The sequence below is a fragment of the Cyanobium sp. CH-040 genome, assembly GCF_024346135.1.
GTDB lineage: Bacteria > Cyanobacteriota > Cyanobacteriia > PCC-6307 > Cyanobiaceae > NIES-981.
In genome coordinates this window covers 40,173-64,243 of sequence record NZ_JAGQCJ010000016.1, presented here as the reverse complement: position 1 = coordinate 64,243, position 24,071 = coordinate 40,173, and the positions used below count along the sequence as shown (strand labels likewise).

Sequence of the window (24,071 nt, the reverse complement as noted above, 5' to 3'; positions counted from 1 at the left end):
GAGGCGGTTGCGCTCCGGCGGGGTGCGCTGCCGGCTGGCGCGGGCCGTGCGCCGCGCGCGGCTCTGGCCATCCACGGCGCGGCAACTGGCCTGCAGGGGCGATCGCCAGCGCTGGTGGGGGGGCGGGGGCGGCGCGGGCCGGGCGGGGGGATCGGCGGGCTGGGGGGAGCGAGGGGGTTGGCTCACCTCCTCGAGCAGGTCGAGCAGGGAGCGGCCGCCGCCGGCACCGGAAAGCCGGGTGGTGCCCTCACGCGCCAGCCAGCCCAGGCTGCCCAGGCCGATCGCAGCCAGGGCGACGACCGCCAGAACCAGGGGCTGGAAGGGACGCCTCATGGTCTCTCCAGGGCCAGCCACTGGCGCCGGCGCTCACCGGCCTCGGCGGCGGCGGCGGGATCCAGCTCCAGGCGCCAGCCCTTCGGCCGAGGTGATTCCGGTGTGAGGCTGCCGCTGATCAGACCTCCGTCCCGGGCCGCCACCAGCGGCAGCGGCGTGCCGGGCGCATGGCTGGAGAGCAGTGCGGAGACGTCGTCAGCCGCGCGCAGCCGCTGGCCGGCCAGCGCGATCAGCTCGTCTCCCACCATCAGCCCGGCCCGCTCCGCAGGAGAGTCCCGCAGGACACGCTGTGTCGTCAAGCCCTGGGCCGTCGTCTCCAGCTGCCAGCCCGTCCAGGGTTCCGCCGCTGACTCCGCCCTGAGGCGCAGGCCCACATCGGCCAGGTAGGCGTCGAGGGGCGGATCCTCGAGACCATCGAGCCAGGCCGGCAGCAGGGTGGCCAGGTCGGGCGCCGAAGCGGCGAAGGCGTGGAGCAGATCCGACTCGCCGTAGCCACGGCCCCGGGCACCATGGCTGTGCCACAGGGCGTGCAGCACCGCCGGCAGGGCGCTGCCGTGGCGGCGCAGGTGCAGATCGAGCACCAGGGCCAGCACCGCACCCTTGAGGTAGTAGCTGATCTGGTTGTCGACGGCATAGGCATCGGCCTTGTAGAGCTTCACCCAGGCCTCCTCGCTGCTCTGGCGCAGGCTCTGCAGGCGGCGGCCCGGCGTCAGCAGGTAGCGGCTCAGGTCGGCGCCGAGATCACTGAGCACCTCCTCCTGGGTGCTGAGGCCGGCGGCATGGGGCAGGAGCTGATCGACGTAGCTGGTGACGCCCTCGGCGAACCAGAGGCTCGGCACCACCACCGGCCGGTCGTAGTCGTAGGGGGTGAGCTCGGCGGGCCGCAACCGGCGCACGTTCCACTGGTGCAGATATTCATGGGCCACCAGCTGCAGCAGCTTGCGGCGGCCGTCGGGTTTCGCCAGCCGGCGCCGGCCGTACTGCAGCACCGTGCTGTGGTCGTGCTCCAGACCGCCGTAGCCGTTGTCGGTGAGATGGAGGACGAAGAGGTAGTGGTCCGCCGCCGGCCGCTCCACCCCCATCAGCCGGCAGCAGGCCAGGCACAGCCGCTGCACGTCCTTCAGCCAGTCGGGGTCGTCGACCGCCGGATCCCCCCCGGCCAGGGTGGTCCCCCAGCTCACCCAGCGGTGCGGCACAGCGGCGACTTCGAAGCCATGGCCGCTTTGCGGGCCGGCTTCGACGGGCGTGTCGACCAGCTGGTCGAAGTCACGGGCACGCCATCCGCCGTCAGCGCACGGGGGCAGCGGCACGAAGGGCAGCCAGTCCGGGGGAAGCTGCAGGTGCAGGCGGTGGGGCAGCCAGCGCTGGCCCTGCACCTGGAGCACCACTGCGGCCAGGGCCAGGAAGCCGTGCTCTGGGGTGAGGTGGCAGGTGCGCACCGTGAGCTCGGTGGCCAGCACGCGGTAGCGGATCCGCACCGGGCTCAGCCGGGGCAGGCTCACCGACCAGCTGGCGGTGCCGGTGCGGCGGGGGTGCAGGTGGTCCTGGTCCTGGAGCACCTCCAGCCCCTCGAGCTGGCGCACGTAGTCGCGGATGAGGTACGACCCGGGCGTCCAGCCCGGCAGCGCCAGCCGGAGCTCCTGATCCTGGGGCTGCACCTCCAGGGTCACAGCCACCAGGTGGCTGTGGCAGGCGCGCAGGTCGAGGAGCACCATGGGTCCATGGCCCGGCCGCAGGGAGCTGGCCTGGCTTACCGCAGCGGGCGGGCTGGCCGAGCCGGGGCCGGAGAGCAGGGCGCCGGTGTCTGGAATCACCGCGGCCGCCGATCAGGGACTGACGCGGATCCGGGCGCTGCCCTGGAGGCGGGCGGCCTCAGCGAGCGCCAGCTCGGCGGCGTAGCGGCGGGTGATGGTGGAGAGCAGCTGCTGCAGCCGGGTGCTGCGGCTGATGCGCTGCAGATCCCCCACCAGGGCCAGGGTGCCCTCGGCATCGCGGCGCCAGCCCAGGCTCTGGCCCTCGTCCAGCCGCACCTGCAGATCAACCGCCTGGCGTTCGCCGGCGAAGCCCTCGAGATGGCCGCCCCAGCGGGGCTGCAGACCGATGGCCTCGAGGCTGCGGGCGAGCACGTCGGCGTCGCGCAGCACCGTGGGCAGGATGGACAGATGGGACATGGACGGGATGCCCGCTTTTGCTGACCCTAGCCAGCAGCTGGACGGCTTCCAGTGGCCGTTGCAACCGCCTGAGGCGCCGCCGTCGGCAGGGCGACGGCTGCGGCTGGCGGTGATGGCCTCGGGGGAGGGCAGCAATTTCGAGGCCCTCACCCAGGCCTGCCGGGCAGACCGGCCTGCGGCCGACGTGGTGCTGCTGGTGGTGAACAACCCCGGCTGCGCAGCCCGGGAGCGGGCATCGCGCCTGGGGGTGCCCTGCCGGCTGATCGACCACCGGCTGCAGCCCAGCCGCGACGCCCTCGACGCGGCCCTGGTCGAGGCCTTCCAGGAAGCGCAGGTGGACCTGGTGGTGATGGCGGGGTGGATGCGGATCGTCACCCGGAGGCTGGTGGAGGCCTTTCCGGAGCGGCTGGTGAACATCCACCCCTCGCTACTGCCCAGCTTCCGTGGCATGGATGCGGTGGGGCAGGCCCTGGCGGCGGGGGTGCGGCTGGCCGGCTGCACCGCCCACCTGGTCAACGAGCAGGTGGATGCCGGCCGGATCCTGGTGCAGGCGGCCGTGCCGGTGCTGGAGGGCGACGACCATGCCAGCCTGAGCGCCCGGATCCAGCGGCAGGAACACCGCATCCTGCCGCTGGCGGTGCAGCTGGCGGCCGAGCGGCTGGGGCTGCCGGCCCAGGGATAGATCAGGGGTAGAAGGGAAGCAGCGGCAGGCCGGCGCTCTCCTCCAGGCCGGCCATCAGGTTGAGGCACTGCACCCCCTGGCCGGCCTGGCCCTTCACCAGGTTGTCGATGGCCCCCATCACGATCAGCTGGCCGGTGCGGGGATCGGCCTGAAGCGACAGCAGGGCCCGGCAGGTCTGCCGCACCCACTTGGTGGAGGGATAGGTGCCCACCGGCAGCACCGTGACCGCGGGGGCGTCCCGGTAGGCGGAGCGCAGCACCGTGCTGCAGTCCTCGGCGGTGAGACCGGGATCGCGCAGCCGGCAGTACACCGTGGCCAGCAGGCCCCGGACCATGGGCATCAGGTGGGGGGTGAACTGGAGCTGGATCTCGCGCCCGGCCACCTGGCCGGCGATCTGCTCGATCTCGCTGGTGTGGCGGTGGCCCACCACGCCGTAGGGCGCCACCGCCTCGCCCGCCTCGGACAGCAGCAGATGCTCCTTCGCCGCCCGGCCGCCGCCGCTGGTGCCGGTCTTGGCGTCGATCACGATCCCCCGCGTCTCGATCAGGCCCTGCTTCAGCAGGGGCAGGAGCCCCAGCAGGGAGGCGGTGGGAAAGCAGCCGGGGGCGGCCACCAGCCGGGCCGTGCGGATGGCGTCACCATGCCACTCCGGCAGGCCGTACACCGCCTCGGCGCAGAGGTCGGCGTCCTGGCGGGGCACCTGGCGCGCCTCCGCCACATACACCTCCTGCCAGCGGGCCAGGGAGCGGTAGCGGTAGTCGGCCGAGAGGTCGACCACGCGCAGGCCCCGCTCCAGCAGCGGCGGCACCAGCTGGGCCGCCAATCCATTGGGCAGGCTGAGCACGGCGAAATCGGCGGCGGCGGCGATCGCGTCGGGATCCGGGCTCTGCACCAGGGGATCGCCCGGCAGGGGCAGGAAGGGATTGATCTCGCTCCAGTGCCGGCCGCTGCTGCGCTCCCCGCCGAGGAAGGTCACCGTCAGGGCGGGATGGTCCTGCAGCAGCCGCAGCGTCTGCAGACCCCCATAACCACTGGCACCGATCACGGCCACCCGGTGGAGGGCTGGAAGTGGGCTGGCCATGGCGGGTGAGCCCTGCGCGGGAACAACCCGGGATTTATAAAGGATGATTGCGCCATGGCCCCCGCTGCCCGTAAGCGGCAATGGGGTCCCCAGGACGCCCCATCAGCCGCCCCTGGCGCCGCCCATGAGTCCTGCGACCGGCAGCACCTCCGCCATCCGCTTCGATGCCATCGCTGACGCCCTGGCGGCGATCCGCAACGGCGACGCCGTGGTGGTGGTGGATGACGAGAACCGGGAGAACGAGGGCGACCTGATCTGCGCCGCCCAGTTCGCCACCCCCGAGCAGATCAACTTCATGGCCACCGAGGCCCGGGGCCTGATCTGCCTGGCAATGGAGGGAGAGCGGCTGGACGCGCTCGATCTGCCCCTGATGGTGGATCACAACACCGACGAGAACCAGACCGCCTTCACCGTGAGCGTGGACGCGGGGCCGGAGAACGGGGTGAGCACGGGGATCTCGGCGGAGGATCGGGCCCGCACCATCCAGGTGGCGATCCATCCCCAGACCCGTCCGGGGGACCTGCGCCGGCCGGGCCACATCTTCCCGCTGCGCGCCCGCCAGGGCGGCGTGCTCAAGCGGGCCGGCCACACCGAGGCGGCCGTCGATCTGGCCCGCCTGGCGGGCCTCTACCCGGCCGGGGTGATCTGCGAGATCCAGAACCCGGACGGCTCGATGGCGCGCCTGCCCCAGCTGGCCGACTACGCCCGGCGCCATGGCCTGCGCCTGATCTCCATCGCCGACCTGATCCGCTACCGCCTGGACACGGAGCGGTTCGTACGCCGCCAGGCGGAAGCGGCGCTGCCCAGTGCCTTCGGCATGTTCCGGGCGATCGGCTTCCGCAACGAACTCGACGGCGGCGAGCATGTGGCGATCGTCAAGGGCCATCCGGAGCGGGCCACCGGGCCGGTGCTGGTGCGGGTGCACAGCGAGTGCCTCACCGGCGACGCCTTCGGCTCCCTCCGCTGCGACTGCCGGCCCCAGCTGGAGGCGGCCCTGCGCATGATCGAGACCGCCGGCGAAGGGGTGGTGGTGTATCTGCGCCAGGAAGGGCGCGGCATCGGCCTGATCAACAAGCTGCGCGCGTACTCGCTGCAGGACACGGGCCTGGACACGGTGGAGGCCAACGAGCGCCTGGGCTTCCCCGCCGATCTGCGCAACTACGGCGTGGGGGCCCAGATCCTCAGCGACCTGGGGGTGCACCGGCTGCGGCTGATCACCAACAACCCGCGCAAGATCGCCGGCCTCGGCGGCTACGGCCTGCAGGTGGTGGACCGGGTACCGCTGGTGATGGACCCCGGTGATCACAACGCCGCCTACCTGGCCGCCAAGCGCAGCAAGCTGGGCCACCTGATGGGGGAAGGCCCCACCTGCCCGATCGCCGGACCCACCGCCGTGCTCGCCTGGCATGGCCATCCCGAGGTCGGCAGTGCAGCGGAGGTGCGGGAGCGGCTGGAAGCCTGGGCGCTGGAGCAGGGCCTGAAGCTGGAGCCGGAGGAGGACCCGCGGCTGCTGGCGCTGCTGAACCAGCCCCAGCTGGCACTGCTGCTCAGCAGTGGCGAGCGGGCCTCCCTGGAACCGCAGAACCTGCGCCGGGCCCTGGAGCTGCTGGCCGGCAGCGACGGCACCAGCCGGGTGGGTCTGCTGCTGAGCCCGGAGCCCCAGCGGATCAACCACCCCAGCGCCTCCCTGGAGGCCCAGCAGCGGCCCCTGGGGGAACTGCTGCAGCCCAGGGGCGAGGGACCGCGCCTGGACGCGGGCGTGCTGGTGATCTGGCGCTGAGCCTCAGGCTGAGCCTCAGGTCGAAGGCTCAGTCCTGGATCGTCACCTTGTTGATCCGGCTGCCGTTCTTGAGGGCCAGCACCACATCCATGTTCCCGGTCTGGCCGAAGACGGTGTGCACGCCGTCCAGGTGGGGCTGGGCCTCATGGCAGATGTAGAACTGCGAGCCGCCGGTGTTGCGGCCGGCATGGGCCATGGCCAGGGTGCCGGCCTGGTGCTTGCGGCCGTTGATCTCGCAGTCGATCACGTAGCCGGGGCCGCCGGTGCCGGGCATGCCCTTCGAGCCCTCGCGCGAGTTCGGGCAGCCGCCCTGGGCCATGAATCCGGGGATGACGCGATGGAACGCGAGCCCGTCGTAGAACCCGTCACGGGCCAGCTTGGTGAAATTGGCCACGGTGTTGGGCGCGTCGGCATCGAACAGTTCCAGTTCGATCACACCGGCGTCGGTGTCCATCACGGCACGGGTCATGGGGGCTCGGGGGCAAACGCCGACTGTATGGGGCCGTGCTGAGAATGGAGGGTCGATCGTCCCCCGCCGGCAGCCCTCAACCGTTCATGAGCAGCACTCCTTCCACCGCCACCTCCACCGGCCCCTCGCCAGGCATTCCGCTTCACGAGGCCCGTCTCGGCGTGCTGGGCGGCAGTGGTCTGTACGCAATGGAGGGCCTGGAGGATGGGCGCGAGGTGGTGGTGGACACGCCCTACGGTCAACCCTCCGATGCCCTGCGCCTGGGGCGCATCGGCGAGCTGGAGGTGGTGTTCCTGGCCCGCCATGGCCGGCACCACAGCTACACCCCCAGCGAGGTGCCCTACCGCGCCAACCTCTGGGCGCTGCGCTCCCTGGGGGTGCGCTGGATCCTGTCGGTGTCCGCGGTCGGCTCGCTGCAGGAGCAGGTGCGCCCGCTGGACATGCTCGTGCCGGATCAGTTCATCGACCGCACCCACCAGCGGCCGCTGTCGTTCTTCGGCAACGGGGTGGTGGCCCATGTGACCGCCGCCGACCCCTTCTGCCCCACCCTCAGCCGCCTGCTGGCCGACGTGGGCGAAAGCCTGATGCCGGCAGGCCGGCAGCTGCACCGGGGCGGCACCTACCTGTGCATGGAGGGTCCGGCCTTCTCCACCCGTGCCGAATCGGAGCTCTACCGCAGCTGGGGCTGCGGCGTGATCGGCATGACCAACCACACCGAGGCGCGCCTGGCCCGGGAGGCGGAGATCGCCTACGCCACCCTGGCGATGGTCACCGACTACGACTGCTGGCACCAGGACCATGCCGCGGTGAGCGTGGAGATGGTGATCGACAACCTGAGGGCCAATGCCGACCTGGCCCAGCAGATCATCCGCGTGGCCGCCGAGCGGATCGCTGCCCAGCGGCCGGCCAGCGGTTCGCACCGCGCCCTGCGCCACGCGCTGATGACGCCGAAGGACCAGGTGCCGCTTGAGACCCGGCGGCGGGTGGACCTGTTCACCGCCCCCTACTGGGGGGCGCTGGCCGAGCACGACTGAAGCGGATCCGGATCAGGACGCACCGCCGAGGCTGGCGCCGCAGGCCTCCAGCGCCCGGCGGAGGTCCTCCCCCTGTTCCCGCAGCCGCTGGCGTGCGCTGCTGCAGTCGAGCCCGGTGGCCGCCATCAGCAGGGCACGTTTCACCGAGCCCTCGGCCTGCTCCAGCAGCACGGCGGCACGGCCACGCTCCAGCCCCGCCAGGTCGCGCAGAATGCGCAGCGCCCGGTCCTCCAGCTTGCTGTTGGTGACGGCCACATCCACCATGCGGTTGCCGTGCACCTTGCCCAGGCGCACCATCACGCCGGTGGAGAGGATGTTCAGCGCCATCTTGGTGGCGGTGCCGGCCTTGAGACGGGTGGAGCCGGTGAGAAGCTCGGGCCCTGTGAGCAGGCGGATGTCGATGTCGCAGGGCATGGCGGCCTGATCGGCGGGCACACAGGCCATGGCGATCGCCAGGGCGCCGATGGCCCGGGCATGGTGCAGCGCCCCGAGCACGTAGGGGGTGGTGCCGCCGGCGGCGATGCCCACCAGGCAGTCGGCCGGGCCGAAGCCGCGCTCGTCGAGATCCGTCCGCCCGGCCGCCGCCAGGTCTTCCAGGCCCTCGGAACTGCGCAGCAGGGCCGGTGCCCCGCCGGCCAGCACGCCCTGCACCAGCTCGGGCGGCGTGCAGAAGGTGGGCGGGCACTCGGCGGCATCGAGCACCCCCAGCCGGCCGGAGGTGCCGGCACCCAGATAGAAGAGCCGGCCGCCGCCGCGGAGCCGCTCGGCGATGGCGTCCACCGCCGCCGTGAGCGCCGGCGCGGCGGCGGCCACCGCCCGCTGCGGCTCGAGATCGTTGCGGCAGAAGAGATCCACCAGCTGGTCGGTGGGCAGCTGATCCAGAGCGCTGCTGAGGGGATTGGCCTGCTCGGTGAGCAGATGGCCGCGGTCCTGGGCAGGGACGTCGGCGAAGCTGGCGGCGCTCATCAGAGCAGTCCCTCCAGCTGGCGGCGGAAGGCTTCCAGCTCGGGATCGCCGGAGCTGATGGGCTCGGCGGGCTGCTCCGGCCCGGCCTGGCCCCGGCCGTCCACACCGGCATGGACCTCCTGCTCCTCCTCCTGCCAGTGGCTCACGTCCATGTTGCGCTCGGGCGGAGCGATCAGCAGGCGCTCCTCGGGGCTCTGGGGCACGAAGCCGGCGGGCACGAACCGCGCCTCGTAGCCGGACTGGCTGCAGAACTGCTCCATCTCCGTGCGGTCCAGGGCCTCGACGGTGGGCACGGGGAAGTCCTGGGCCTCGAGCAGGCCGGCATAGCGCTCGGCGTCATCGCGGTTCTCGAACAGCAGCACCACGGTGCGGCCGTTGAGCTCGAGGGAATGGATGCCCTCCTGCTCGGAGCCGGCATCGAAGAGGAGCACATGCACCGACATGGACGGACAGGACAGCGCGGGTGTGGCCTCAGTGTGTCACCGGGGGGCGGGAGCTCACAGCCCGACCGCGTCGTCCTCGGCGGCTTCGTCGGCCAGCTCCTGCAGGCGGCGGTAGAGGGCGGTCTCGGCGTCGCCGGCCTGCTCGGGCACGACGATGCGGATCTCCACGAGCTGATCCCCGCGCTGGCCACCCCATTCCAGTCCGCGGCCGCGCAGGCGCAGCAGGCGCCCGCTGGAGGACCCCGGCGGCACGGTGAGCTTCACGGCTCCTCTGAGGGTGGGCACCACCACCTGACAACCCAGCACCGCTTCGGCGGGGCTGACGGGGAGCAGGTAGTGCACCCGCAGGCCATCGATCCGCAGGCCCTCGGCGGTGCGCACCCGCAGCTGCAGGAAGTGGTCGCCGCCGCCGGGTGTGACGCCGGCCAGGCGCAGCCGCCAGCCGTCACCGGCAATGGGCGGGGTCCACACCTCCACGACGGTGCCGTCGGTGAGTTCCAGCTCCACCCGCTCTCCCTGGAGAGCCTGCTCGGGGGTGAGGTCGACGGCGGTCTCGCTGTCGGAGGCTGCCACCACCGGCGGAGGGGACGGCGGGGCGGCCGTGACCGGGGCGGCGGCGGACCCGGCGGCGTACTCCTCGTCGCCGTGGTCCCGTGCCCTGGAGTCCTGGTCCACGGAGGGGCCATCAGAGCTGCCGGCCGCGGGTCGGCGGCGGCCACCGAAGAGTTCCTCCAGGTAGGTCTCGAAGCTGGGAAAGCCGCTGGCGAAGGGATCCCGGCCGGTCTGCGCAGCCTCCGGCCCGGCCCCGGACTCACCCCGCTCCCAGTCCCGGCGGCGCCGGGGATCGGAGAGCAGGGCATAGGCCTCGTTCACCTGCTTGAAGCGCTCCTCGGCGACGGGGTCGTTGCCGTTGAGATCGGGATGCCAGCGCCGGGCCTGCCTGCGGAAGGCGCGCTTGAGGGCATCGGCGTCAGCGCCCGGATCGAGGCCCAGCACCGCCCAGGGGTCGATGGCCGCCTCGTCGGCGGCGACGGAGCGGGCGCTCACGGCAGATCGCGGTCGTCCCAGGGATCGTCGGCCGGCACGCGCGACCGCTGGCGCCGGCTGGGATCGTCACTGAAGGGCTGCTCAGCGAAGCGCTGGTCGTCGAACGACCGCTCGCGGTGCGTGGTCTGACGGCGGATCGGATCGAAGCCGGCCGACCCATCCTCAGCGAGGGAGCCGCGGCCGTAGCCGCCGGGTTCCCGGGGCTCCCGGTCCAGCCGCTCCTCGCCATCCATCTCCACCCGATAAGGCGGCTCCCGGTAGCGGTCTTCCCTGTATCGGTCGTCCCGGTAGCGGTCCTCCCGGTAGCGGTCCTCCGTGAAGCGCTCCTCGCGGTAGCGGTCGTCGCTGAAGCGCTCGGCGGAGCGGGCCTGGGGCGCGGCCCAGGGATCGCGGCTGGGACGGTTCCAGTCGTCCCAGTCGTCGTCGTCGGAGAACAGCTCGTCCTTGAGGCTGCCAAGGGTGTTCTTGAGGCCCTGCAGCGGCCCCTGCTCGGCGCGGCGCTCGCTGAGCAGGCGGCGGTTGAGTCCGAACAGGGCCTCCTGCAGCTGGCCGGCGGCCATGTCCAGCTCCATCGGATCGCTCTCGCCCCGCTCCTCCAGGGTCAGCAGGTCCTGCACGTCGCGCACGGCCATCTCCACGGCGCGCTGCTGGCGCTCGGCGCCATAGGGGCCGAGTTCCAGGGCCGCGTCCCGCAGGCGCCGCTCGGCCTGGGCCACCAGCGTGAGCGCCTTGTTGCGGCGGTCGATGGCGGCGCGCTTGCGCCGGTCCTCGGCGGCCTTCAGCTCGGCCTCCTCGATCAGCCGGGCGATCTCCTCCTCGCCGAGGTTGGAACCGCCCTGGATGCTCACGCTCTGCTGGCGGCCGGTGGTGCGGTCCATCGCCGACACCTGCAGCAGCCCGTTGGCGTCGATGTCGAAGGACACCTGCACCTGGGGCACGCCCCGGGGCGCGGGGGGAATGCCGGACAGCCGGAAGCGCCCCAGGCTCTTGTTGTCGCTGGCCATCTGCCGCTCACCCTGCAGCACATGGATCTCCACCGAGTTCTGGTTGGCCTCCGAGGTGCTGAACACGTCGCTCCTGCGCACCGGAATCGGCGTGTTGCGCGGGATCAGCACCTTCATCACGCCGCCGATCGTCTCCAGCCCCAGCGACAGGGGGGTGACGTCGTTGAGCATGAGGTCGCGCAGTTCGCCGGTGAGGATGCCGGCCTGCACGGCGGCGCCGATCGCCACCACCTCATCGGGGTTCACCGACTGGCAGGGCTCGCGGGGCACCAGGGTGCGCACCATCTCCTGCACCATCGGCATGCGCGTGGCGCCGCCCACCAGCACCACGTCGTCGATGTCGTCGGCCGCCAGGCCGGCATCGCGCAGGGCGCGCTGGACGGGGCGCAGCAGACGGTCGAGCAGATCGGGACAGAGCCCCTCGAACACCGAGCGCTCCAGGGTGGTTTCGATGTGCAGCGGACCCTCGCCCCCGGTGGCGATGAAGGGGAGGGAGATGGGCGTGCTCTGCACCCCGCTGAGCTCGATCTTGGCCTTCTCGGCCGCCTCGGTGAGCCGCTGCAGGGCCTGCCGGTCGCGGCGCAGGTCGATCTGGTGCTGCTTCAGGAACCCCTCGGCCAGCCAGTCGACGATGCGCCGGTCCCAGTCGTTGCCGCCCAGCTGGGTGTCGCCGCTGGTGGCCTTGACGTCGAACACCCCCTGGGCGATGCGAAGGATCGACACGTCGAAGGTGCCGCCCCCGAGGTCGAACACCAGCACCCGCTTGGCGGCGCTGCGGTCGAAGCCGTAGGCCAGCGCCGCGGCGGTGGGCTCGTTCAGGATGCGCTCCACGCTGATCCCGGCCAGCCGGCCGGCATCGCGGGTGGCCTGGCGCTGGGCGTCGTCGAAGTAGGCGGGCACCGTGATCACGGCCGCCTCCACCGGCTCGCCCAGGTAGGTGGCGGCGTCGTCGCAGAGCTTGCGCAGGATGCTGGCCACCAGCTCCTCGGGGGCGTACTCACGCTCGGTGGCGGGGCAGACGACGCGCACGTTGCCCTGGTCGTTCGCCCGCACCGTGTAGGGCACGCTGAGGCTGCCCTCGTCGAGCTCCTCCCACTGGCGCCCCACGAAGCGCTTCAGATTGGCGAAGGTGTTGCGGGGGTTGAGCACCAGCTGGCGGCGGGCCAGCTGGCCCACGAGCAGCTCCTGGTCGCGGCTGAAGCCCACCACCGAGGGGGTGGTGCGGCTGCCCTCGGCGCTGGCGATCACCACCGGCCGGCCGCCCTCCAGCACCGCGACGACGGAATTGGTGGTTCCCAGGTCGATGCCGACGATGCGCCCCATGGACAGCGTGGAGTCAAGAACCGCCTGGCACCCCCAAGGTACCGGCTTGCCGGAGGCACCGGACCTCCGGACGTTAATCACCACTTAAACAGTCATCGCAGCCGGCTCCGTAAATTTCGACAGACGCCCTTTCGGCACTGCCGGGACCGGGAGTCAGCGGGCCGGCCACAGGGCAGGCAGCTCATGCCGCAGCACGCTCTTCACCGCATGACGACGGATTCATCTCCCCCCCAGCTGAACGCCGACGCGTTCACGCTCCGCCGCCGGCCGCCCAGCGAAAAGCTGGTGGACACCGGCTTCCGCCAGCTCTCCCTGGCCCTGGCCTCGGTTGTGGCGGTTGTGCTGCTGGGCATCTTCCTGGTGGTGTTCACCGGCGCCCGCGAAGCGATCGCGACCTTCGGCCTGTCGTTCATCACCACCTCGGCCTGGGATCCGGTGAACGAAAGCTATGGCGCTTTCGTGGCCATCTACGGCACCCTGGTCACCTCGCTCCTGTCGCTGCTGATCGCCGTGCCCCTGGGCGTGGGCACGGCGATCCTGATCACCGAGGACGTGCTGCCCAAGCTGGTGCGCGATGCCACCGGTCTGATGGTGGAGCTGCTGGCGGCGATCCCCTCGGTGGTGCTGGGCCTTTGGGCCATCTTCGTGATGGAGCCCACCATCCGCCCGGCCCTCGATCTCCTGCACAGCTTGCTGGGCTGGACGCCCCTGTTCAACACCATCCCCAAAGGCCCGGGCATGGCCCCGGCGATCCTGATCCTGGTGGTGATGATCCTGCCGATCATCACGGCCATCTCCCGCGACGCCCTCAACCAGGTGCCGGAGGAGCTTCGCCAGGGGGCCTACGGGGTGGGCACCACCCGCTGGGGAGCCATCTTCAGCGTCATCCTCCCGGCCGCCGTGTCCGCCATCACCGGTGGCGTGATGCTGGCCCTGGGCAGGGCCATGGGTGAAACGATGGCCGTGACCATGATCATCGGCAACTCCAACAACTTCAGCACCTCCCTGCTGGCACCGGGCAACACGATCGCCTCGATGCTCGCCAACCAGTTCGGGGAAGCGGACGGCATCCAGGTGTCGGCCCTGATGTATGCAGCACTGATCCTGATGGTGCTCACCCTCGTGGTGAACATCTTCGCCAAGTGGATCGTGCGCCGCCTCAGCCTGCGCTACTGAGCCCTACCGATGACCACCACCACCCCGTTCCAGCCCGGCAGCGCTCTCTTCGACCGTCGCCCGCTCACCTTCGATCCCACCCTCAAGCGCAACCGCCTCAACAGGCTGCTCACCAGCATCGCCGCCCTGTTCGCGGCCATCGCGGTGCTGCCGCTGTTCCTGGTGATCCTCTATGTGCTGGTGCAGGGCGGACGGCTGATGAGCCTGAGCCTGTTCACCCAGCTGCCGCCGCCCCCGGGTCTGGAGGGAGGCGGCATCGGCAACGCCGTGCTGGGAACGATCATCGTCACCCTCGTGGCCTCGGCCATCTCCATTCCCATCGGTGTCGGCGGTGGGGTGTATCTCACCGAGTATTCCAACCGCGGCTGGTTCTCCCAGTTCATCTCCGTCGGCAACGACATCCTCGCCGGCGTGCCCTCGATCATCAGCGGTGTCTTCGTGTATGGGGTGATCGTCTCCACCAGGGTGTTCTTCGGCCAGAGCTACAGCGCCGCCGCCGGCGGCATCGCCCTGGCGGTGCTGATGCTGCCCACCGTGATCAAGACCACCGATGAAGGTCTCAAGCTGGTGCCCCAGGAACTGCGCTGGGGTGCCTACGGCGTGGGCGCCTCCAAGTTCGTCACGGTGATGCGGATCACCCTGCCGGCCGCCTTCACGCCGATCGCCACCGGCGTGGTGCTGGCGATCGCACGGGCGGCAGGGGAGACGGCGCCCCTGATCTTCACGGCGCTGTTCTCTCCCTTCTGGCCCGAAGGAGTGTTCAACCCGATCGCCACCATGTCGGTGTTGATCTTCAACTTCGCGATCATGCCCTACGAAGCCCAGAACGAACTGGCCTGGGCGGCATCGTTCGTGCTCGTGATGATGATTCTCGCCGCCAACCTTCTGGCCCGCTGGATCAGCAGCTTCTCCCGCACCTGAGCCCACTCCCCCAAAGCTCCCAAGCGTTCTCCATCCAGCGCTCAGCGCCTGCACCCACCATGACCCTCACCAACCCTGCCCCGATGCCGGCCCAAGACGTCTGCATGTCCCTTCAGGACGTGACGATCTCCTACGGCAAGTTCGAAGCTGTGAAGAACGTCTTCATGGACATTCCCAAGGGCCAGGTGACGGCCTTCATCGGCCCTTCCGGATGCGGCAAATCAACCGTGCTGCGCGGCCTCAACCGGATGAACGATCTCATCCCTGGCTGCAGCCTGCGCGGCCGGGTGGTGTTCGACGGCACCGACATCTATGCCCCCAACGTGGATCCGGTGGAGGTGCGCCGCCGCATCGGCATGGTGTTCCAGAAGCCCAACCCGTTCCCCAAGACCATCTACGAGAACATCGCCTTCGGCGCCCGCATCAATGGCTACAAGGGCGACATGGATGAGCTGGTGGAACGCTCCCTGCGCAAGGCGGCCGTCTGGGACGAGTGCAAGGACAAGCTCAAGGAGAGCGGCCTGGCGCTCTCCGGCGGCCAGCAGCAGCGCCTGTGCATCGCCCGGGCCATCGCCACCGAACCGGAGGTGATCCTGATGGATGAGCCCTGCTCAGCGCTGGACCCGATCTCCACCCTGAAGATCGAGGAAACGATGCATGAGCTGAAGCGCAGCTACACCATCATCATCGTGACCCACAACATGCAGCAGGCGGTGCGGGTGGCGGACATGACCGCCTTCTACAACGCCGAGGCCGTGGAGGGTGGCACCGGCAAGGTGGGCTATCTGGTGGAATTCGCCGAGACCGAGCGCATCTTCAACGCGCCCAGCCAGCAGGCCACCCAGGATTACGTGACGGGTCGTTTCGGCTGATGGTCGGCTGATTGCGCACCCGGGCAACGCCGGGCGTCGGACAATCGCAGACAACAAAACAGCCGGCCCGGGGGCCGGCTGGCTGATGTTGAGCGGAGAGGGAGGGATTCGAACCCTCGATAGAGTTGCCCCTATACAGCATTTCCAGTGCTGCGCCTTCGACCACTCGGCCACCTCTCCAGGGGCAAAATGGGGCAACGAAGTGGCAATGTAGCAGCTCACCCTCCCCAGCCTCCCCAGCCCCATGCGCAGCTTCCCGATCACCGTCCACTGGCGCCAGAGCGGTCGCGTGATCCGGCATGAGGTGCCCGAGGGCGAGTACATCCTGCGCAGCTTCGAGCAGCAGGGTGACCCCCTGCCCTTCAGCTGTCGCAACGGCTGCTGCACCACCTGCGCGGTGCGGGTGCTGAGCGGCACGATCGATCAGCGCGAGGCCCTCGGCCTCTCGCGCGAGTTGCGGGCCCGTGGCTACGGGCTGCTGTGCGTGGCCCGGGCGACCGGCCCCCTGGAGGTGGAGACGCAGGATGAGGACGAGGTGTACGAACTCCAGTTCGGCAGACACTTCGGCCGGGGCCGCATCCGTCCCGGCCTCCCCCTCGACGACGAGTGATGGTGACAGCGTGGAGACGATGACCTCTGAGATCGTGAACTCTGTGACCGCGACCTCTGATACCTCGACCTCTGAAACGGCCCTCAGCCCCGTCGCAGCCTGCGACGTCGAGCGGGGCTCGGACCGGGCCCTGCTCGAGTCGGGCCTGGCCATGGGCGCGATCGAGCGGCTGGTGGATGTGGCCCGGCGGGCGGCGGAAGCCGGCGGGGTGCAGCTCAGGGCGCACTTCGGCCGCCTCGAGCAGATCCGCGAGAAAGGCCGCTGCGGCGATCTGGTGACCGAAGCCGACCTGGCCGCGGAGAAGGCGGTGCTGGCGCTGCTGGAGGCCGAGACGCCCGAAATCGGCGTGCTCTCCGAGGAGAGCGGGCGCAGGCCCCGCGCCGGCGAGCTGGAGTGGTGCGTCGATCCCCTCGATGGCACCACCAACTACGCCCACGGCTATCCCTTCTTCGGAACCTCCGTGGGCCTCTGCTGGCGCGGCGTGCCCCTGCTGGGCGCACTGGCGGTGCCCAGCTTCGACGAACTGCACTGGGCCGCGCCAGGCCTCGGCGCCTGGTGCAACGGTCGCCGCATCCAGGTGAGCGGCTGCGAGCGCCTGGCCGATGCCCTGCTGGTGACCGGCTTCGCCTACGACCGCCACACCCGCCTGGACAACAACTACTCCGAGTTCGCCTACTTCACCCACCGCAGCCACGGCGTGCGGCGGGGCGGCGCGGCAGCCGTGGATCTGGCCTTCGTGGCCAGCGGCCGGCTGGACGGCTACTGGGAGCGGGGGCTGGCCCCCTGGGACCTGGCGGCCGGCGTGGTGCTGGTGGAGCAGGCGGGTGGTGTGGCCACCGCCTACGACGGCGGCGCCCTGCAGCTCAGGGAGGGGCGGGTGGTGGCCTGCGGTGCGCGGCTGCACCCCCAGCTGGTGGCCGGACTGCGGGCCTGCAGCCCCCTGAGCGGCGCCAGCTTCGGTGCCCCGGAACTGGATGGCGCGGCGGGCGAAGGCGCTGTGGTGCCTGCTCCATAGGATCCCCCCGTCGCACCCGTCCGGTCCGCTGCCATGGCCCTGCAACCCGCCGCCGGCGCCCGGGACCTCAATCCCCTTGAGGTGGAACAGAACCGGGCGATCTGCGCCACTCTCGCCGAGGTGTACCGCCTCTGGGGCTATCAGGCCGTAGCCCCGCCCAGCTTCGAGCGTCTGGACACGCTCCAGGCCGGCGGCGCCATCGATGGCCGGGAAGTGGTGCGCCTGGCGGCCGACGATCCGCTGGGGCTGCGCCCGGAACTCACCGCCTCGATCGCCCGGGCGGCCTGCACGCGGCTGGCGGCCCGCCCCCGGCCCCTGCGCCTGTGGTCCGAGGGCACCACCTACCGCAGCAGCACCGGCGACAGCGGCCACCAGCGCATCCTCGAGCAGCTGCAGAGCGGCGTGGAACTGCTCGGTGAGCCGTCGGCGGCGGCGGATGTGGAACTGATGCGGCTGCTCCTGGCTGCCGCCGCCCGGCTCGGCCTGGGTCCCCAGCACCGCCCCCGGCTGCTGGTGGGGCACCACGGCCTGCTCACGGCCCTGCTGGCCCAGGTGCCGGAGGAGCAGCGGCAGGCGGCCCGGGCCGCGCTCACCGGCTTCGACCCCCTGGCCCTTGACCGGCTGCCCCTCTCCGATCCCCAGCGGCAGCGCCTGAGTGCCGTGATGCGCCTGCGCGGCGAACCGCCCCAGGTGCTCTACGGCCTCGAGCAGTGGCTGGGACCGGTGCCGCTGCTGGGCGAGCTGGCCGCCACCCTGGAGGCGGTGGCGCCGGCGGCGGCGCGGCGCCAGGTGGCGCTGCGCCTCGATCCCACGTTCCAGCCCCATTTCGCCCTCTACGACGGGCTGGTGCTGAAGCTGGTGTGCCAGGGGGAACACGGGCCGGTGGAAATCGCCAGCGGCGGCCGCTATGACGCGCTTGTGGGGCGCTTCGGCGCCGACCCGGCCGAGGCCGCGGGGGTCGGCTTCGGCTTCGACGTGGAGGCCGTGCGGGAGCTGGTGGGTCTGCCGCCTGAATCGGCGCAGGCCACGGCGCCGGTGCTGGTGAGCTACGGCGGCCAGGCGGCGCTGGCGGGGGCCCTCGATGCCCTGGAAACGCTGCATGCCCAGGGGCAGTGTGCCGAACTGCTCGGCCACCCCGTAGCCAGCCGGAGCGAGGCCGAGCGGGCGGCCGCCGAACGGGGCTGCTGCAGGGCCACCTGGATCGCTGCCTAGGATCGGACCCGCTCCCGGCACGACCATGGCCCACACGATCGTCACCAACGTCTGCGAGGGCGTGGCCGACTGCGTGGATGCCTGCCCGGTGGCCTGCATCCACCCCGGCGAGGGTGCCAACAGCAAGGGCACGGCCTTCTACTGGATCGATTTCGACACCTGCATCGACTGCGGCATCTGCCTGCAGGTGTGCCCGGTGGAGGGCGCCATCCTCCCCGAGGAGAAGCCGGAACTGCAGCGGGGCGGCTGAGGCGAGCCGCGGACCGCCCGGCGGTTCGGTCACCCCTCCCTGCCAGCGATTGAGTCCTGAGGGTGGGCACCCCTACGGTGCGCTCACGATCGTTTTCGTTGACGCCATGGCGGTGCTGGAAGAGAAGGGCCAGATTCAGATCCACACCGAGAACATCTTCCCGATCATCAAGAAGGCCGTCTACAGCGGCCATGAGGTGTTCCTGCGGGAGCTGGTGAGCAACGGGGTGGATGCCATCAGCAAGCGCCGCATGGCGGCCATGGCGGGCGACTGCAGCGAGGGCCCGGAAGGATCCATCCAGATCCGCATCGACCGGGAGAAGAAGACCCTCACCATCTCCGACAACGGCATCGGCATGAGCGCCGATGAGGTGAAGCGCTACATCAACCAGGTGGCCTTCTCCAGCGCTGAGGACTTCCTGGAGAAATACAAGAGCGAAAGCGACGCCATCATCGGCCACTTCGGCCTGGGATTCTACTCCAGTTTCATGGTGGCATCCCAGGTGGAGCTGGTCACCCTCTCGGCCCGCGAGGGCAGCGAGGCGGTGCGCTGGAGCTGCGACGGTTCGCCCAGCTTCAGCCTCGAGGGCAGCGAGCGAAGCGAGCCCGGCACCGATGTGATCCTGCACCTGATGGAGGAGGAGCTCGAGTACCTCGAGCCGTCCCGCATCCGCACATTGGTGACCACCTACTGCGACTTCCTGCCGGTGGCGGTGCAGCTGGAAGGCGAAACCGTGAACAAGCGGGAAGCCCCCTGGCGCGCCAGCCCGCGGGAGCTGAGCGAGAACGACTATATCGAGCTCTACCGCTATCTCTATCCCTTCCAGGGCGATCCGCTGCTCTGGGTACACCTGAGCACCGACTATCCCTACAACCTGCAGGGGATTCTGTATTTCCCCAAATCTACGGGCCGGGCCGACTGGGAGAAGGGTGAGATCAGGCTCTACTGCAACAACGTGTTCGTGAGCGACTCCATCAAGGAGGTGGTGCCGCGCTACCTGCTGCCCCTGCGGGGCGTGATCGATTCGCCCGACATCCCCCTGAACGTGAGCCGCTCGGCGCTGCAGACCGACCGGCGGGTGCGCTCGATCGGCGGTTTCGTGGCCAAGAAGGTGGCCGACCGGCTCAAGCAGCTGCACCGCGACGAGCCGAAGCGCTATGCCGAGATCTGGGAATCCCTGGCGCCGTTCATCAAGATCGGAGCGATGGAGGACGAGAAGTTCGCCGAGCAGGTGGCCGACCTGGTGCTGTTCGGGACCACTGCGCCAGCGCAGGAGCAGCCAGCGCCAGCGCAGGAGCAGCCGGCCGCCACCGACGCGTCACCGGATCAGACCCAGGCCATGGACCCGATCCCCGGCGCCGACGGCAGGGCCTTCACGACCCTGGCCGGTTACCGCTCCCGGCTCAGTGCCGACAACGACAAGCGCATCCTCTACTGCACCGACGAAGCCGGTCAGGCGGGTGCCCTGGCGTTGTGGAAGAGTCAGGGTGCCGAAGTGCTGCTGGCCGACACCTTCATCGACACCCAGTTCATCCCCTGGCTGGAGTACCGCCACGAGGAGCTCAAGTTCCAGCGGGTGGACGCCGAGCTCGACGACTCCCTCCGGGAGCAGGAGAGCGAACTGGCCGATGCCGAGGGCAAGGACAGCTCCGAGAAGCTGCGGGACCTGTTCAAGGCCGCCCTGGCGAACGACAAGGTGACGATCCAGGTGCAGGCCCTCAAGGGTGACGAGGCGCCGGCCGCGCTGATCCTGCTGCCGGAGCAGATGCGCCGCATCAACGACATGGGCGCCCTGATGGAGCAGCGGCTGCCGGGTCTGCCCGACCATCACGTGCTGCTGGTGAACCGCCGCCATCCCCTGGTGGCAGGACTGCTGAAGCTCTCGGCCGGTGCCGTCATCACCACCCCCGGGGCCGGCGCCGCAGGCTCACCCAGCCAGCAGCTATCGGATGACCTGGCCCGCCACGTCTACGACCTGGCACGGCTGGCCGTCGGCGGCCTGGAGCCCAACCAGCTGGCCGGCTTCCAGCAGCGCAGCGCCGGGCTGATGGGCCGGCTGATGGAGCGGGGGCTCTGAGGGAACTCCTGAGCCGAGGGTTGGCGGCAGTGGCCGGTTGGTAGGATCGCCCCCTGCGCCGGTGCTTCCACCGCCGCAGCGTCGTCATCATCAGGTTGAAGGTCATGTCCCGGGTCTGCCAGCTCACCGGCAAGCGCGCCAACAACGGCATGGCCGTGTCGCACTCCCACGTGCGCACCAAGAAGCTGCAGCAGGTGAACCTGCAGGAGCGGCGGCTGTGGTGGGCCGAGGGCAACCGCTTCGTGAAGCTGCGCGTCTCCACCCGCGCCCTCAAGACCATCCAGAAGAAGGGCCTGGGCGCCTATGCCCGTGAGCTGGGCATCAACCTGGGCCGCCTCTGAGCTATCACAGCCGGACCCGTGTCCGGTTCCGATGCAGCGCCGCCGTTTTCTGCGCAGCGCCCTCACAGCTGCCCTGGCCACCGCCACGGCATCCCTGCTGCGTCCGGGGCGAGCCGACGCGCTCGGCGGTGAACTGCCGACGCTCGATGGTCCCGCTCCGGACTTCCGACTTGCCGGCGTGGCTCCGGCCGCCCCCGCAGCCCGGGGCGGCCAGGCCGCTGCCGCGGTGGCGACGGAGCTGGCACTGGAGGATTTCGCCGGCCGCTGGCTGGTGCTGTATTTCTATCCCCGCGACTTCACCGGGGGGTGCACCCTGGAGGCCCGCGGCTTCCAGAAGGATCTGGAGGCCTTCCATCGCTCCGGTGCCGAGGTGGTGGGCGTCAGCGCCGACGACCCCGATTCCCACGCCTCCTTCTGCAGCGAGGAGGGGCTGGCCTTCCCGCTGCTCAGTGATCCCGGCGGCCAGGTGAGCAGGCGCTACGGCTCCTGGATCGCACCGTTCTCCCAGCGTCACACCTTCCTGATCGATCCCGAGGGGATGCTGCGCGCCCGCTGGGTGGCCGTGCGACCCACGGGCCACAGCGGCGAGGTGCTGGCGGAGCTGGTGCGTCTGCAGGCCTCATGACCAGCCAACCAGCACCTGCTTGCCGACGCAGCGCCCCGTGGCCTGCCGCCTGTGGGCCTCGATGAGCCGGGCTGAGCAGATCGGTCCCCCTTGCACGGTCAGCGTGCTGGTCAGCACGCCCTGCTCCACAAGCTCGGCCACCTGGGCCAGCAGGGCACCCTGCCGGGCCATGTCGGCTGTCTCGTAGAGGGAGCGGGTGAACATCAGTTCCCAGTGCAGCGAGAGGCTCTTGCGCTTGAGGGCCAGCACGTTGAGGTCGGCCGGATCGGGATCGTCGATCAGGGCGAAGCGGCCCTGGGGAGCGAGCAGATCCACCAGGGCCGCGTAGTGCTCGCCGGTGTGGGTGAGGCTGGCCACGTGCTGCACGGCGGCGATCCCCAGGGCCTCGAGCTGGGGCCGGAGCTGCTGGCGGTGATCGAGCACGTGGTGGGCACCGCAGCTCAGTGCCCAGGCTCGGCTTTCAGGCCGTGAGGCCGTGCCCACCAGGGTGAGGCCCGTGAGCCGGCGGGCCAGCTGCAGCAGCAGCGAACCCACGCCGCCGGCGGCACCGCTCACCAGCAGCACCTCCCCCCGGCAGGCGCTCGGGTGCTGGGGAATGGCCAGTCGCTCGAACAGCAGCTCCCAGGCCGTGATCGCCGTGAGCGGCATCGCCGCCGCCTGGGCTGGGGAGAGGCTGGCCGGCGCCCGGGAGGCCAGGCGGTGATCGACGGCGTGCAGCTGGGCATGGCAGCCCGGCCGCTGCAGCGCACCGGCGTACCAGACCCGCTCGCCCGGGCTGAATCCTTCCACCCCGGCGCCGCAGGCCACCACCGTGCCGGTGGCGTCCCAGCCCAGCTGGCGCCACTGGCCCGGCGGGGGCAGCTCACGGGCCCGCACCTTGAGATCCACCGGATTCACACCCACCGCCTCCACCGCCACCAGCAGATCGTGGGGGCCGGGCTGGGGATCGGGCAGCTCCAGGTCCTCGAGATAGCCAGGCTCCTCGAGGGCGGCGGGGTGCCGGTAACCGACGGCGCGCATGGCAATCAGGAAGCGGGGGTGAAGGTGGCGGCCAGCAGCTGGCGGTGCACCGCAGCGGCGTCGCGCAGCTCGGCCAGGCGCTGCGCGGCCGGCGGCTGATCGAGGCAGGCCTGCCACTGGCTCAGCAGCACGGCCGGCGGCGGCGGGGCATCCAGTTCCGCCAGGGGGCAGCCGAGGGCGCGGGCGGCGGCGGCCACCTTGGGGTCGTAGCTGAGGGCGGCGACGGGCGCTCCGCTCACCGCCGCCAGGATCAGACCGTGCAGGCGCATGGCCAGCACCAGCCCGCTGCCCGCGCACACCGCCAGCACGTCCTCGGGCCGTTGCGGCGCCAGTTCCCGGCTGCGGGCGGCCAGGGCCTCGCCCAGCAGTCCCTCTGCGAGCAGGTGCTGGAGCAGGCCGCGGTCCTGGTGGCGGTGGAAGGGCAGCCAGAGGATCTCCCGGTCCGGCGCCAGCTGCTCCAGCGCCTGCAGCCAGGGACGCCAGGCCGGGCCCTGCAGCTGGCGGGTGGGCCTGAAGCAGAGCACCAGTGGACCGCCCCGCCCGTGCCAGCCCGGTGCCTCCAGGCTCCACACCGGATCGCTGCCCACACCGGCCTCCATCCCGCCATTGGCGAAGGCGCCGGCCAGCTGGAGCGCTCCGGGCCGCCAGCCGAGCTGACGCGCCAGCGCCGCGGACTGGCCATCCCGCCAGCTGCAGCCGCTGGCCAGCCGCAGCAGCGCTCTCACCAGCAGGCGGCTGCGGCGCCGCCGCAGGGGGCCCAGGCCCTGGGCCCAGAGCAGCACCGGGCGGTGCCGCAGGCGGGCGGCGCCGATCAGCGCTGCGTAGTAGAGGAGGCTGGCGAAGCTGGTGGAGTCCTGCAGAAGGCTGCCGCCGCCGAACACCAGCGCGTCACAGCGGCTCAGGGCCGCCAGCACGGCCTGCAGCCGGCGCCGGTCCACCGTGGCGACACCGAAGCGGCGCTGCACCTCCTCCTGGTCGCGGGCCGTGACGGTGGGGGTGCAGGGGCCGGGCAGCTGGGTGAGCAGCACCGTCAGCAGGGCGTCGTCGCCGAGGTTGTGCTCGCCGTAGTAGCCCACCAGCAGGGGGCGGCAGGGAGGGCTGGCAGGTGCCATGACGGTCAGGCGCCGGTTCGATCGGAGGGCAGCTGAGCCTGCAGCCTGGCCAGCCGGCGGGCGTTCACGCCCAGGTCGGAATCCCCCAGCCGCGACTCCGAGCGGGCCTGCAGCAGACCACGGGCCGGATCGGCCAGCAGCTCCAGGTCGTCCACGAAGCCGAAGATCCGGCTGGTGGCCGTGGCGTGCAGGTAGTCAGCCCGCTGCTCCAGCACCGAGATGCCGGGCGTCCGGGCGAGGGTGACCGCCAGACCGGCCAGGGCGGCCGCCGGATCCGCCAGGGGCCAGTCGGCCCGGGCGCAGTGGGCGGAAGAGGCACAGGGGGGCAGCCGTCCGTCCGGGACACCGAGGCCGTCGGGCCGGGGACCCTCCAGGTGCAGCAGGGAAGCCCCGGCAGGGCCGGGGGCCAGCAGCAGCAGCGCCAGGGCAAGCGCCAGCAGTGGCCAGCGGGGGGCAGGTGGCGGCGGCGATCCGGACATGCTGGCGGGGGCGGTGGAGTTTGCGGGG

General features: G+C 71.1%; 24 protein-coding genes, 1 tRNA gene and 1 pseudogene. 13 read left to right on the top strand and 13 right to left on the bottom strand.

The genetic code is table 11. The annotated features are described in order from the left end of the window. From KBY90_RS13030 to KBY90_RS13020, 3 genes and pseudogenes are all read right to left on the bottom strand, one after another. Positions 1-333: pseudogene (locus KBY90_RS13030) on the bottom strand (N-acetylmuramoyl-L-alanine amidase); the annotation flags it as partial. Then, positions 330-2,147 (bottom strand): M61 family metallopeptidase, encoded by a 1,818-nt coding sequence (locus KBY90_RS13025; protein ID WP_254969078.1) that lies wholly within the window; start codon positions 2,145-2,147, stop codon positions 330-332. The pseudogene KBY90_RS13030 and the gene KBY90_RS13025, both read right to left, overlap by 4 nt. Before the next feature lie 12 nt (positions 2,148-2,159). After that, positions 2,160-2,504, bottom strand: a complete 345-nt coding sequence (locus KBY90_RS13020) for a DUF1257 domain-containing protein (protein ID WP_254969077.1) — start codon at positions 2,502-2,504, stop codon at positions 2,160-2,162. A gap of 7 nt (positions 2,505-2,511) precedes the next feature. Here KBY90_RS13020 and purN point away from each other — a divergent pair, with 7 nt between their 5' ends. Continuing rightward, positions 2,512-3,186, top strand: coding sequence for a phosphoribosylglycinamide formyltransferase (purN, locus tag KBY90_RS13015; protein ID WP_254969076.1), 675 nt, complete (start codon positions 2,512-2,514; stop codon positions 3,184-3,186). Between the two features lies 1 nt (position 3,187). Here purN and argC read toward each other — a convergent pair whose 3' ends face one another. Further along, on the bottom strand, positions 3,188-4,267 hold the full coding sequence (argC, locus tag KBY90_RS13010) for an N-acetyl-gamma-glutamyl-phosphate reductase (RefSeq protein WP_254969075.1): 1,080 nt from the start codon (positions 4,265-4,267) through the stop codon (positions 3,188-3,190). Positions 4,268-4,391: 124 nt separating this feature from the next. On the opposite strand from argC, the gene ribBA reads away from it, so the two are divergent. Beyond that, positions 4,392-6,047, top strand: coding sequence for a bifunctional 3,4-dihydroxy-2-butanone-4-phosphate synthase/GTP cyclohydrolase II (gene ribBA, locus KBY90_RS13005; RefSeq protein WP_254969074.1), 1,656 nt, complete (start codon positions 4,392-4,394; stop codon positions 6,045-6,047). 28 nt (positions 6,048-6,075) lie between these two features. Here the strand turns inward: ribBA and KBY90_RS13000 are convergent, their stop codons facing one another. After that, a complete protein-coding gene (locus KBY90_RS13000) occupies positions 6,076-6,516 on the bottom strand; it encodes a peptidylprolyl isomerase (protein ID WP_254969073.1) in 441 nt (146 codons plus the stop codon). Positions 6,517-6,602: 86 nt separating this feature from the next. Between KBY90_RS13000 and mtnP the strand changes: the two genes are divergently transcribed. Beyond that, positions 6,603-7,550, top strand: a complete 948-nt coding sequence (gene mtnP, locus KBY90_RS12995) for an S-methyl-5'-thioadenosine phosphorylase (RefSeq protein WP_254969072.1) — start codon at positions 6,603-6,605, stop codon at positions 7,548-7,550. A 12-nt stretch (positions 7,551-7,562) separates the two neighbouring features. Here mtnP and murQ read toward each other — a convergent pair whose 3' ends face one another. From murQ to dnaK, 4 genes are read right to left on the bottom strand one after another with little or no spacing between them, the layout of a single operon-like run. Next, positions 7,563-8,516, bottom strand: a complete 954-nt coding sequence (gene murQ, locus KBY90_RS12990) for an N-acetylmuramic acid 6-phosphate etherase (RefSeq protein ID WP_254969071.1) — start codon at positions 8,514-8,516, stop codon at positions 7,563-7,565. Beyond that, positions 8,516-8,959, bottom strand: a complete 444-nt coding sequence (locus KBY90_RS12985; protein WP_254969070.1) for a DUF3110 domain-containing protein — start codon at positions 8,957-8,959, stop codon at positions 8,516-8,518. The genes murQ and KBY90_RS12985 overlap by 1 nt, the downstream gene beginning before the upstream one ends. 54 nt (positions 8,960-9,013) lie before the next feature. Beyond that, positions 9,014-10,006, bottom strand: a complete 993-nt coding sequence (locus KBY90_RS12980) for a DnaJ C-terminal domain-containing protein (protein WP_254969069.1) — start codon at positions 10,004-10,006, stop codon at positions 9,014-9,016. Further along, positions 10,003-12,333 carry a molecular chaperone DnaK gene (dnaK, locus tag KBY90_RS12975; RefSeq protein WP_254969068.1) on the bottom strand — a complete coding sequence of 777 codons (2,331 nt, stop codon included), beginning with the start codon at positions 12,331-12,333 and terminating at the stop codon, positions 10,003-10,005. Before dnaK ends, KBY90_RS12980 begins: the two co-directional genes overlap by 4 nt. A 207-nt stretch (positions 12,334-12,540) precedes the next feature. Between dnaK and pstC the strand changes: the two genes are divergently transcribed. Genes pstC through pstB form a run of 3 tightly spaced genes read left to right on the top strand, consistent with a single transcriptional unit; the run spans position 12,541 to position 15,302 of the window. Further along, the gene (gene pstC / locus KBY90_RS12970; RefSeq protein WP_254969067.1) at positions 12,541-13,509 is read left to right on the top strand and encodes a phosphate ABC transporter permease subunit PstC; all 969 of its coding nucleotides are present in this window, start codon (positions 12,541-12,543) and stop codon (positions 13,507-13,509) included. 9 nt (positions 13,510-13,518) lie between these two features. Then, positions 13,519-14,430 carry a phosphate ABC transporter permease PstA gene (gene pstA / locus KBY90_RS12965; RefSeq protein WP_254969066.1) on the top strand — a complete coding sequence of 304 codons (912 nt, stop codon included), beginning with the start codon at positions 13,519-13,521 and terminating at the stop codon, positions 14,428-14,430. Positions 14,431-14,489: 59 nt separating this feature from the next. Continuing rightward, the gene (gene pstB / locus KBY90_RS12960) at positions 14,490-15,302 is read left to right on the top strand and encodes a phosphate ABC transporter ATP-binding protein PstB (RefSeq protein WP_254969065.1); all 813 of its coding nucleotides are present in this window, start codon (positions 14,490-14,492) and stop codon (positions 15,300-15,302) included. 93 nt (positions 15,303-15,395) lie between these two features. On the opposite strand, the gene KBY90_RS12955 is transcribed toward pstB, so the two are convergent. Beyond that, a tRNA-Ser gene (locus KBY90_RS12955) sits at positions 15,396-15,482 on the bottom strand. A 64-nt stretch (positions 15,483-15,546) separates the two neighbouring features. Here KBY90_RS12955 and KBY90_RS12950 point away from each other — a divergent pair. From KBY90_RS12950 to KBY90_RS12920, 7 genes are all read left to right on the top strand, one after another. Next, complete coding sequence (locus KBY90_RS12950; RefSeq protein WP_254969064.1) at positions 15,547-15,912, top strand: 2Fe-2S iron-sulfur cluster-binding protein; 366 nt, start codon at positions 15,547-15,549, stop codon at positions 15,910-15,912. Between the two features lie 151 nt (positions 15,913-16,063). After that, positions 16,064-16,927, top strand: a complete 864-nt coding sequence (locus KBY90_RS12945; protein WP_254969084.1) for an inositol monophosphatase family protein — start codon at positions 16,064-16,066, stop codon at positions 16,925-16,927. A 33-nt stretch (positions 16,928-16,960) separates the two neighbouring features. Next, positions 16,961-18,139 carry an ATP phosphoribosyltransferase regulatory subunit gene (locus KBY90_RS12940; RefSeq protein WP_254969063.1) on the top strand — a complete coding sequence of 393 codons (1,179 nt, stop codon included), beginning with the start codon at positions 16,961-16,963 and terminating at the stop codon, positions 18,137-18,139. Positions 18,140-18,164: 25 nt separating this feature from the next. Then, complete coding sequence (locus tag KBY90_RS12935) at positions 18,165-18,389, top strand: ferredoxin family protein (RefSeq protein WP_254969062.1); 225 nt, start codon at positions 18,165-18,167, stop codon at positions 18,387-18,389. A gap of 106 nt (positions 18,390-18,495) precedes the next feature. Then, positions 18,496-20,466: a molecular chaperone HtpG gene (htpG, locus tag KBY90_RS12930; protein WP_254969061.1), complete on the top strand. Its 1,971-nt coding sequence runs from the start codon at positions 18,496-18,498 to the stop codon at positions 20,464-20,466. A gap of 104 nt (positions 20,467-20,570) precedes the next feature. Then, a complete protein-coding gene (gene rpmB, locus KBY90_RS12925; protein ID WP_254969060.1) occupies positions 20,571-20,807 on the top strand; it encodes a 50S ribosomal protein L28 in 237 nt (78 codons plus the stop codon). A 31-nt stretch (positions 20,808-20,838) separates the two neighbouring features. After that, positions 20,839-21,432, top strand: coding sequence for a peroxiredoxin (locus KBY90_RS12920; protein ID WP_254969059.1), 594 nt, complete (start codon positions 20,839-20,841; stop codon positions 21,430-21,432). Here KBY90_RS12920 and KBY90_RS12915 read toward each other — a convergent pair. From KBY90_RS12915 to KBY90_RS12905, 3 genes are read right to left on the bottom strand one after another with little or no spacing between them, the layout of a single operon-like run. Next, positions 21,427-22,452 carry a zinc-binding alcohol dehydrogenase family protein gene (locus tag KBY90_RS12915; protein ID WP_254969058.1) on the bottom strand — a complete coding sequence of 342 codons (1,026 nt, stop codon included), beginning with the start codon at positions 22,450-22,452 and terminating at the stop codon, positions 21,427-21,429. The two genes, KBY90_RS12920 and KBY90_RS12915, sit on opposite strands and share 6 nt — an antisense overlap. 5 nt (positions 22,453-22,457) lie before the next feature. Then, on the bottom strand, positions 22,458-23,564 hold the full coding sequence (gene csaB / locus KBY90_RS12910) for a polysaccharide pyruvyl transferase CsaB (RefSeq protein ID WP_254969057.1): 1,107 nt from the start codon (positions 23,562-23,564) through the stop codon (positions 22,458-22,460). A gap of 5 nt (positions 23,565-23,569) precedes the next feature. After that, positions 23,570-24,043: a DUF1499 domain-containing protein gene (locus KBY90_RS12905; RefSeq protein WP_254969056.1), complete on the bottom strand. Its 474-nt coding sequence runs from the start codon at positions 24,041-24,043 to the stop codon at positions 23,570-23,572. Positions 24,044-24,071: the final 28 nt, after the last annotated feature.

Excerpts from the sequence above, each read along its gene's own strand:
- KBY90_RS13020 (WP_254969077.1), bottom strand. The coding sequence starts at position 2,504 with ATGTCCCATCTGTCCATCCTGCCCACGGTGCTGCGCGACGCCGACGTG.
- purN (WP_254969076.1), top strand. The coding sequence starts at position 2,512 with ATGCCCGCTTTTGCTGACCCTAGCCAGCAGCTGGACGGCTTCCAGTGG.
- argC (WP_254969075.1), bottom strand. The coding sequence starts at position 4,267 with ATGGCCAGCCCACTTCCAGCCCTCCACCGGGTGGCCGTGATCGGTGCC.
- ribBA (WP_254969074.1), top strand. The coding sequence starts at position 4,392 with ATGAGTCCTGCGACCGGCAGCACCTCCGCCATCCGCTTCGATGCCATC.
- KBY90_RS13000 (WP_254969073.1), bottom strand. The coding sequence starts at position 6,516 with ATGACCCGTGCCGTGATGGACACCGACGCCGGTGTGATCGAACTGGAA.
- mtnP (WP_254969072.1), top strand. The coding sequence starts at position 6,603 with ATGAGCAGCACTCCTTCCACCGCCACCTCCACCGGCCCCTCGCCAGGC.
- murQ (WP_254969071.1), bottom strand. The coding sequence starts at position 8,516 with ATGAGCGCCGCCAGCTTCGCCGACGTCCCTGCCCAGGACCGCGGCCAT.
- KBY90_RS12985 (WP_254969070.1), bottom strand. The coding sequence starts at position 8,959 with ATGTCGGTGCATGTGCTCCTCTTCGATGCCGGCTCCGAGCAGGAGGGC.
- dnaK (WP_254969068.1), bottom strand. The coding sequence starts at position 12,333 with ATGGGGCGCATCGTCGGCATCGACCTGGGAACCACCAATTCCGTCGTC.
- pstC (WP_254969067.1), top strand. The coding sequence starts at position 12,541 with ATGACGACGGATTCATCTCCCCCCCAGCTGAACGCCGACGCGTTCACG.
- pstA (WP_254969066.1), top strand. The coding sequence starts at position 13,519 with ATGACCACCACCACCCCGTTCCAGCCCGGCAGCGCTCTCTTCGACCGT.
- pstB (WP_254969065.1), top strand. The coding sequence starts at position 14,490 with ATGACCCTCACCAACCCTGCCCCGATGCCGGCCCAAGACGTCTGCATG.
- KBY90_RS12950 (WP_254969064.1), top strand. The coding sequence starts at position 15,547 with ATGCGCAGCTTCCCGATCACCGTCCACTGGCGCCAGAGCGGTCGCGTG.
- KBY90_RS12945 (WP_254969084.1), top strand. The coding sequence starts at position 16,064 with ATGGGCGCGATCGAGCGGCTGGTGGATGTGGCCCGGCGGGCGGCGGAA.
- KBY90_RS12940 (WP_254969063.1), top strand. The coding sequence starts at position 16,961 with ATGGCCCTGCAACCCGCCGCCGGCGCCCGGGACCTCAATCCCCTTGAG.
- KBY90_RS12935 (WP_254969062.1), top strand. The coding sequence starts at position 18,165 with ATGGCCCACACGATCGTCACCAACGTCTGCGAGGGCGTGGCCGACTGC.
- htpG (WP_254969061.1), top strand. The coding sequence starts at position 18,496 with ATGGCGGTGCTGGAAGAGAAGGGCCAGATTCAGATCCACACCGAGAAC.
- rpmB (WP_254969060.1), top strand. The coding sequence starts at position 20,571 with ATGTCCCGGGTCTGCCAGCTCACCGGCAAGCGCGCCAACAACGGCATG.
- KBY90_RS12920 (WP_254969059.1), top strand. The coding sequence starts at position 20,839 with ATGCAGCGCCGCCGTTTTCTGCGCAGCGCCCTCACAGCTGCCCTGGCC.
- KBY90_RS12915 (WP_254969058.1), bottom strand. The coding sequence starts at position 22,452 with ATGCGCGCCGTCGGTTACCGGCACCCCGCCGCCCTCGAGGAGCCTGGC.
- csaB (WP_254969057.1), bottom strand. The coding sequence starts at position 23,564 with ATGGCACCTGCCAGCCCTCCCTGCCGCCCCCTGCTGGTGGGCTACTAC.
- KBY90_RS12905 (WP_254969056.1), bottom strand. The coding sequence starts at position 24,043 with ATGTCCGGATCGCCGCCGCCACCTGCCCCCCGCTGGCCACTGCTGGCG.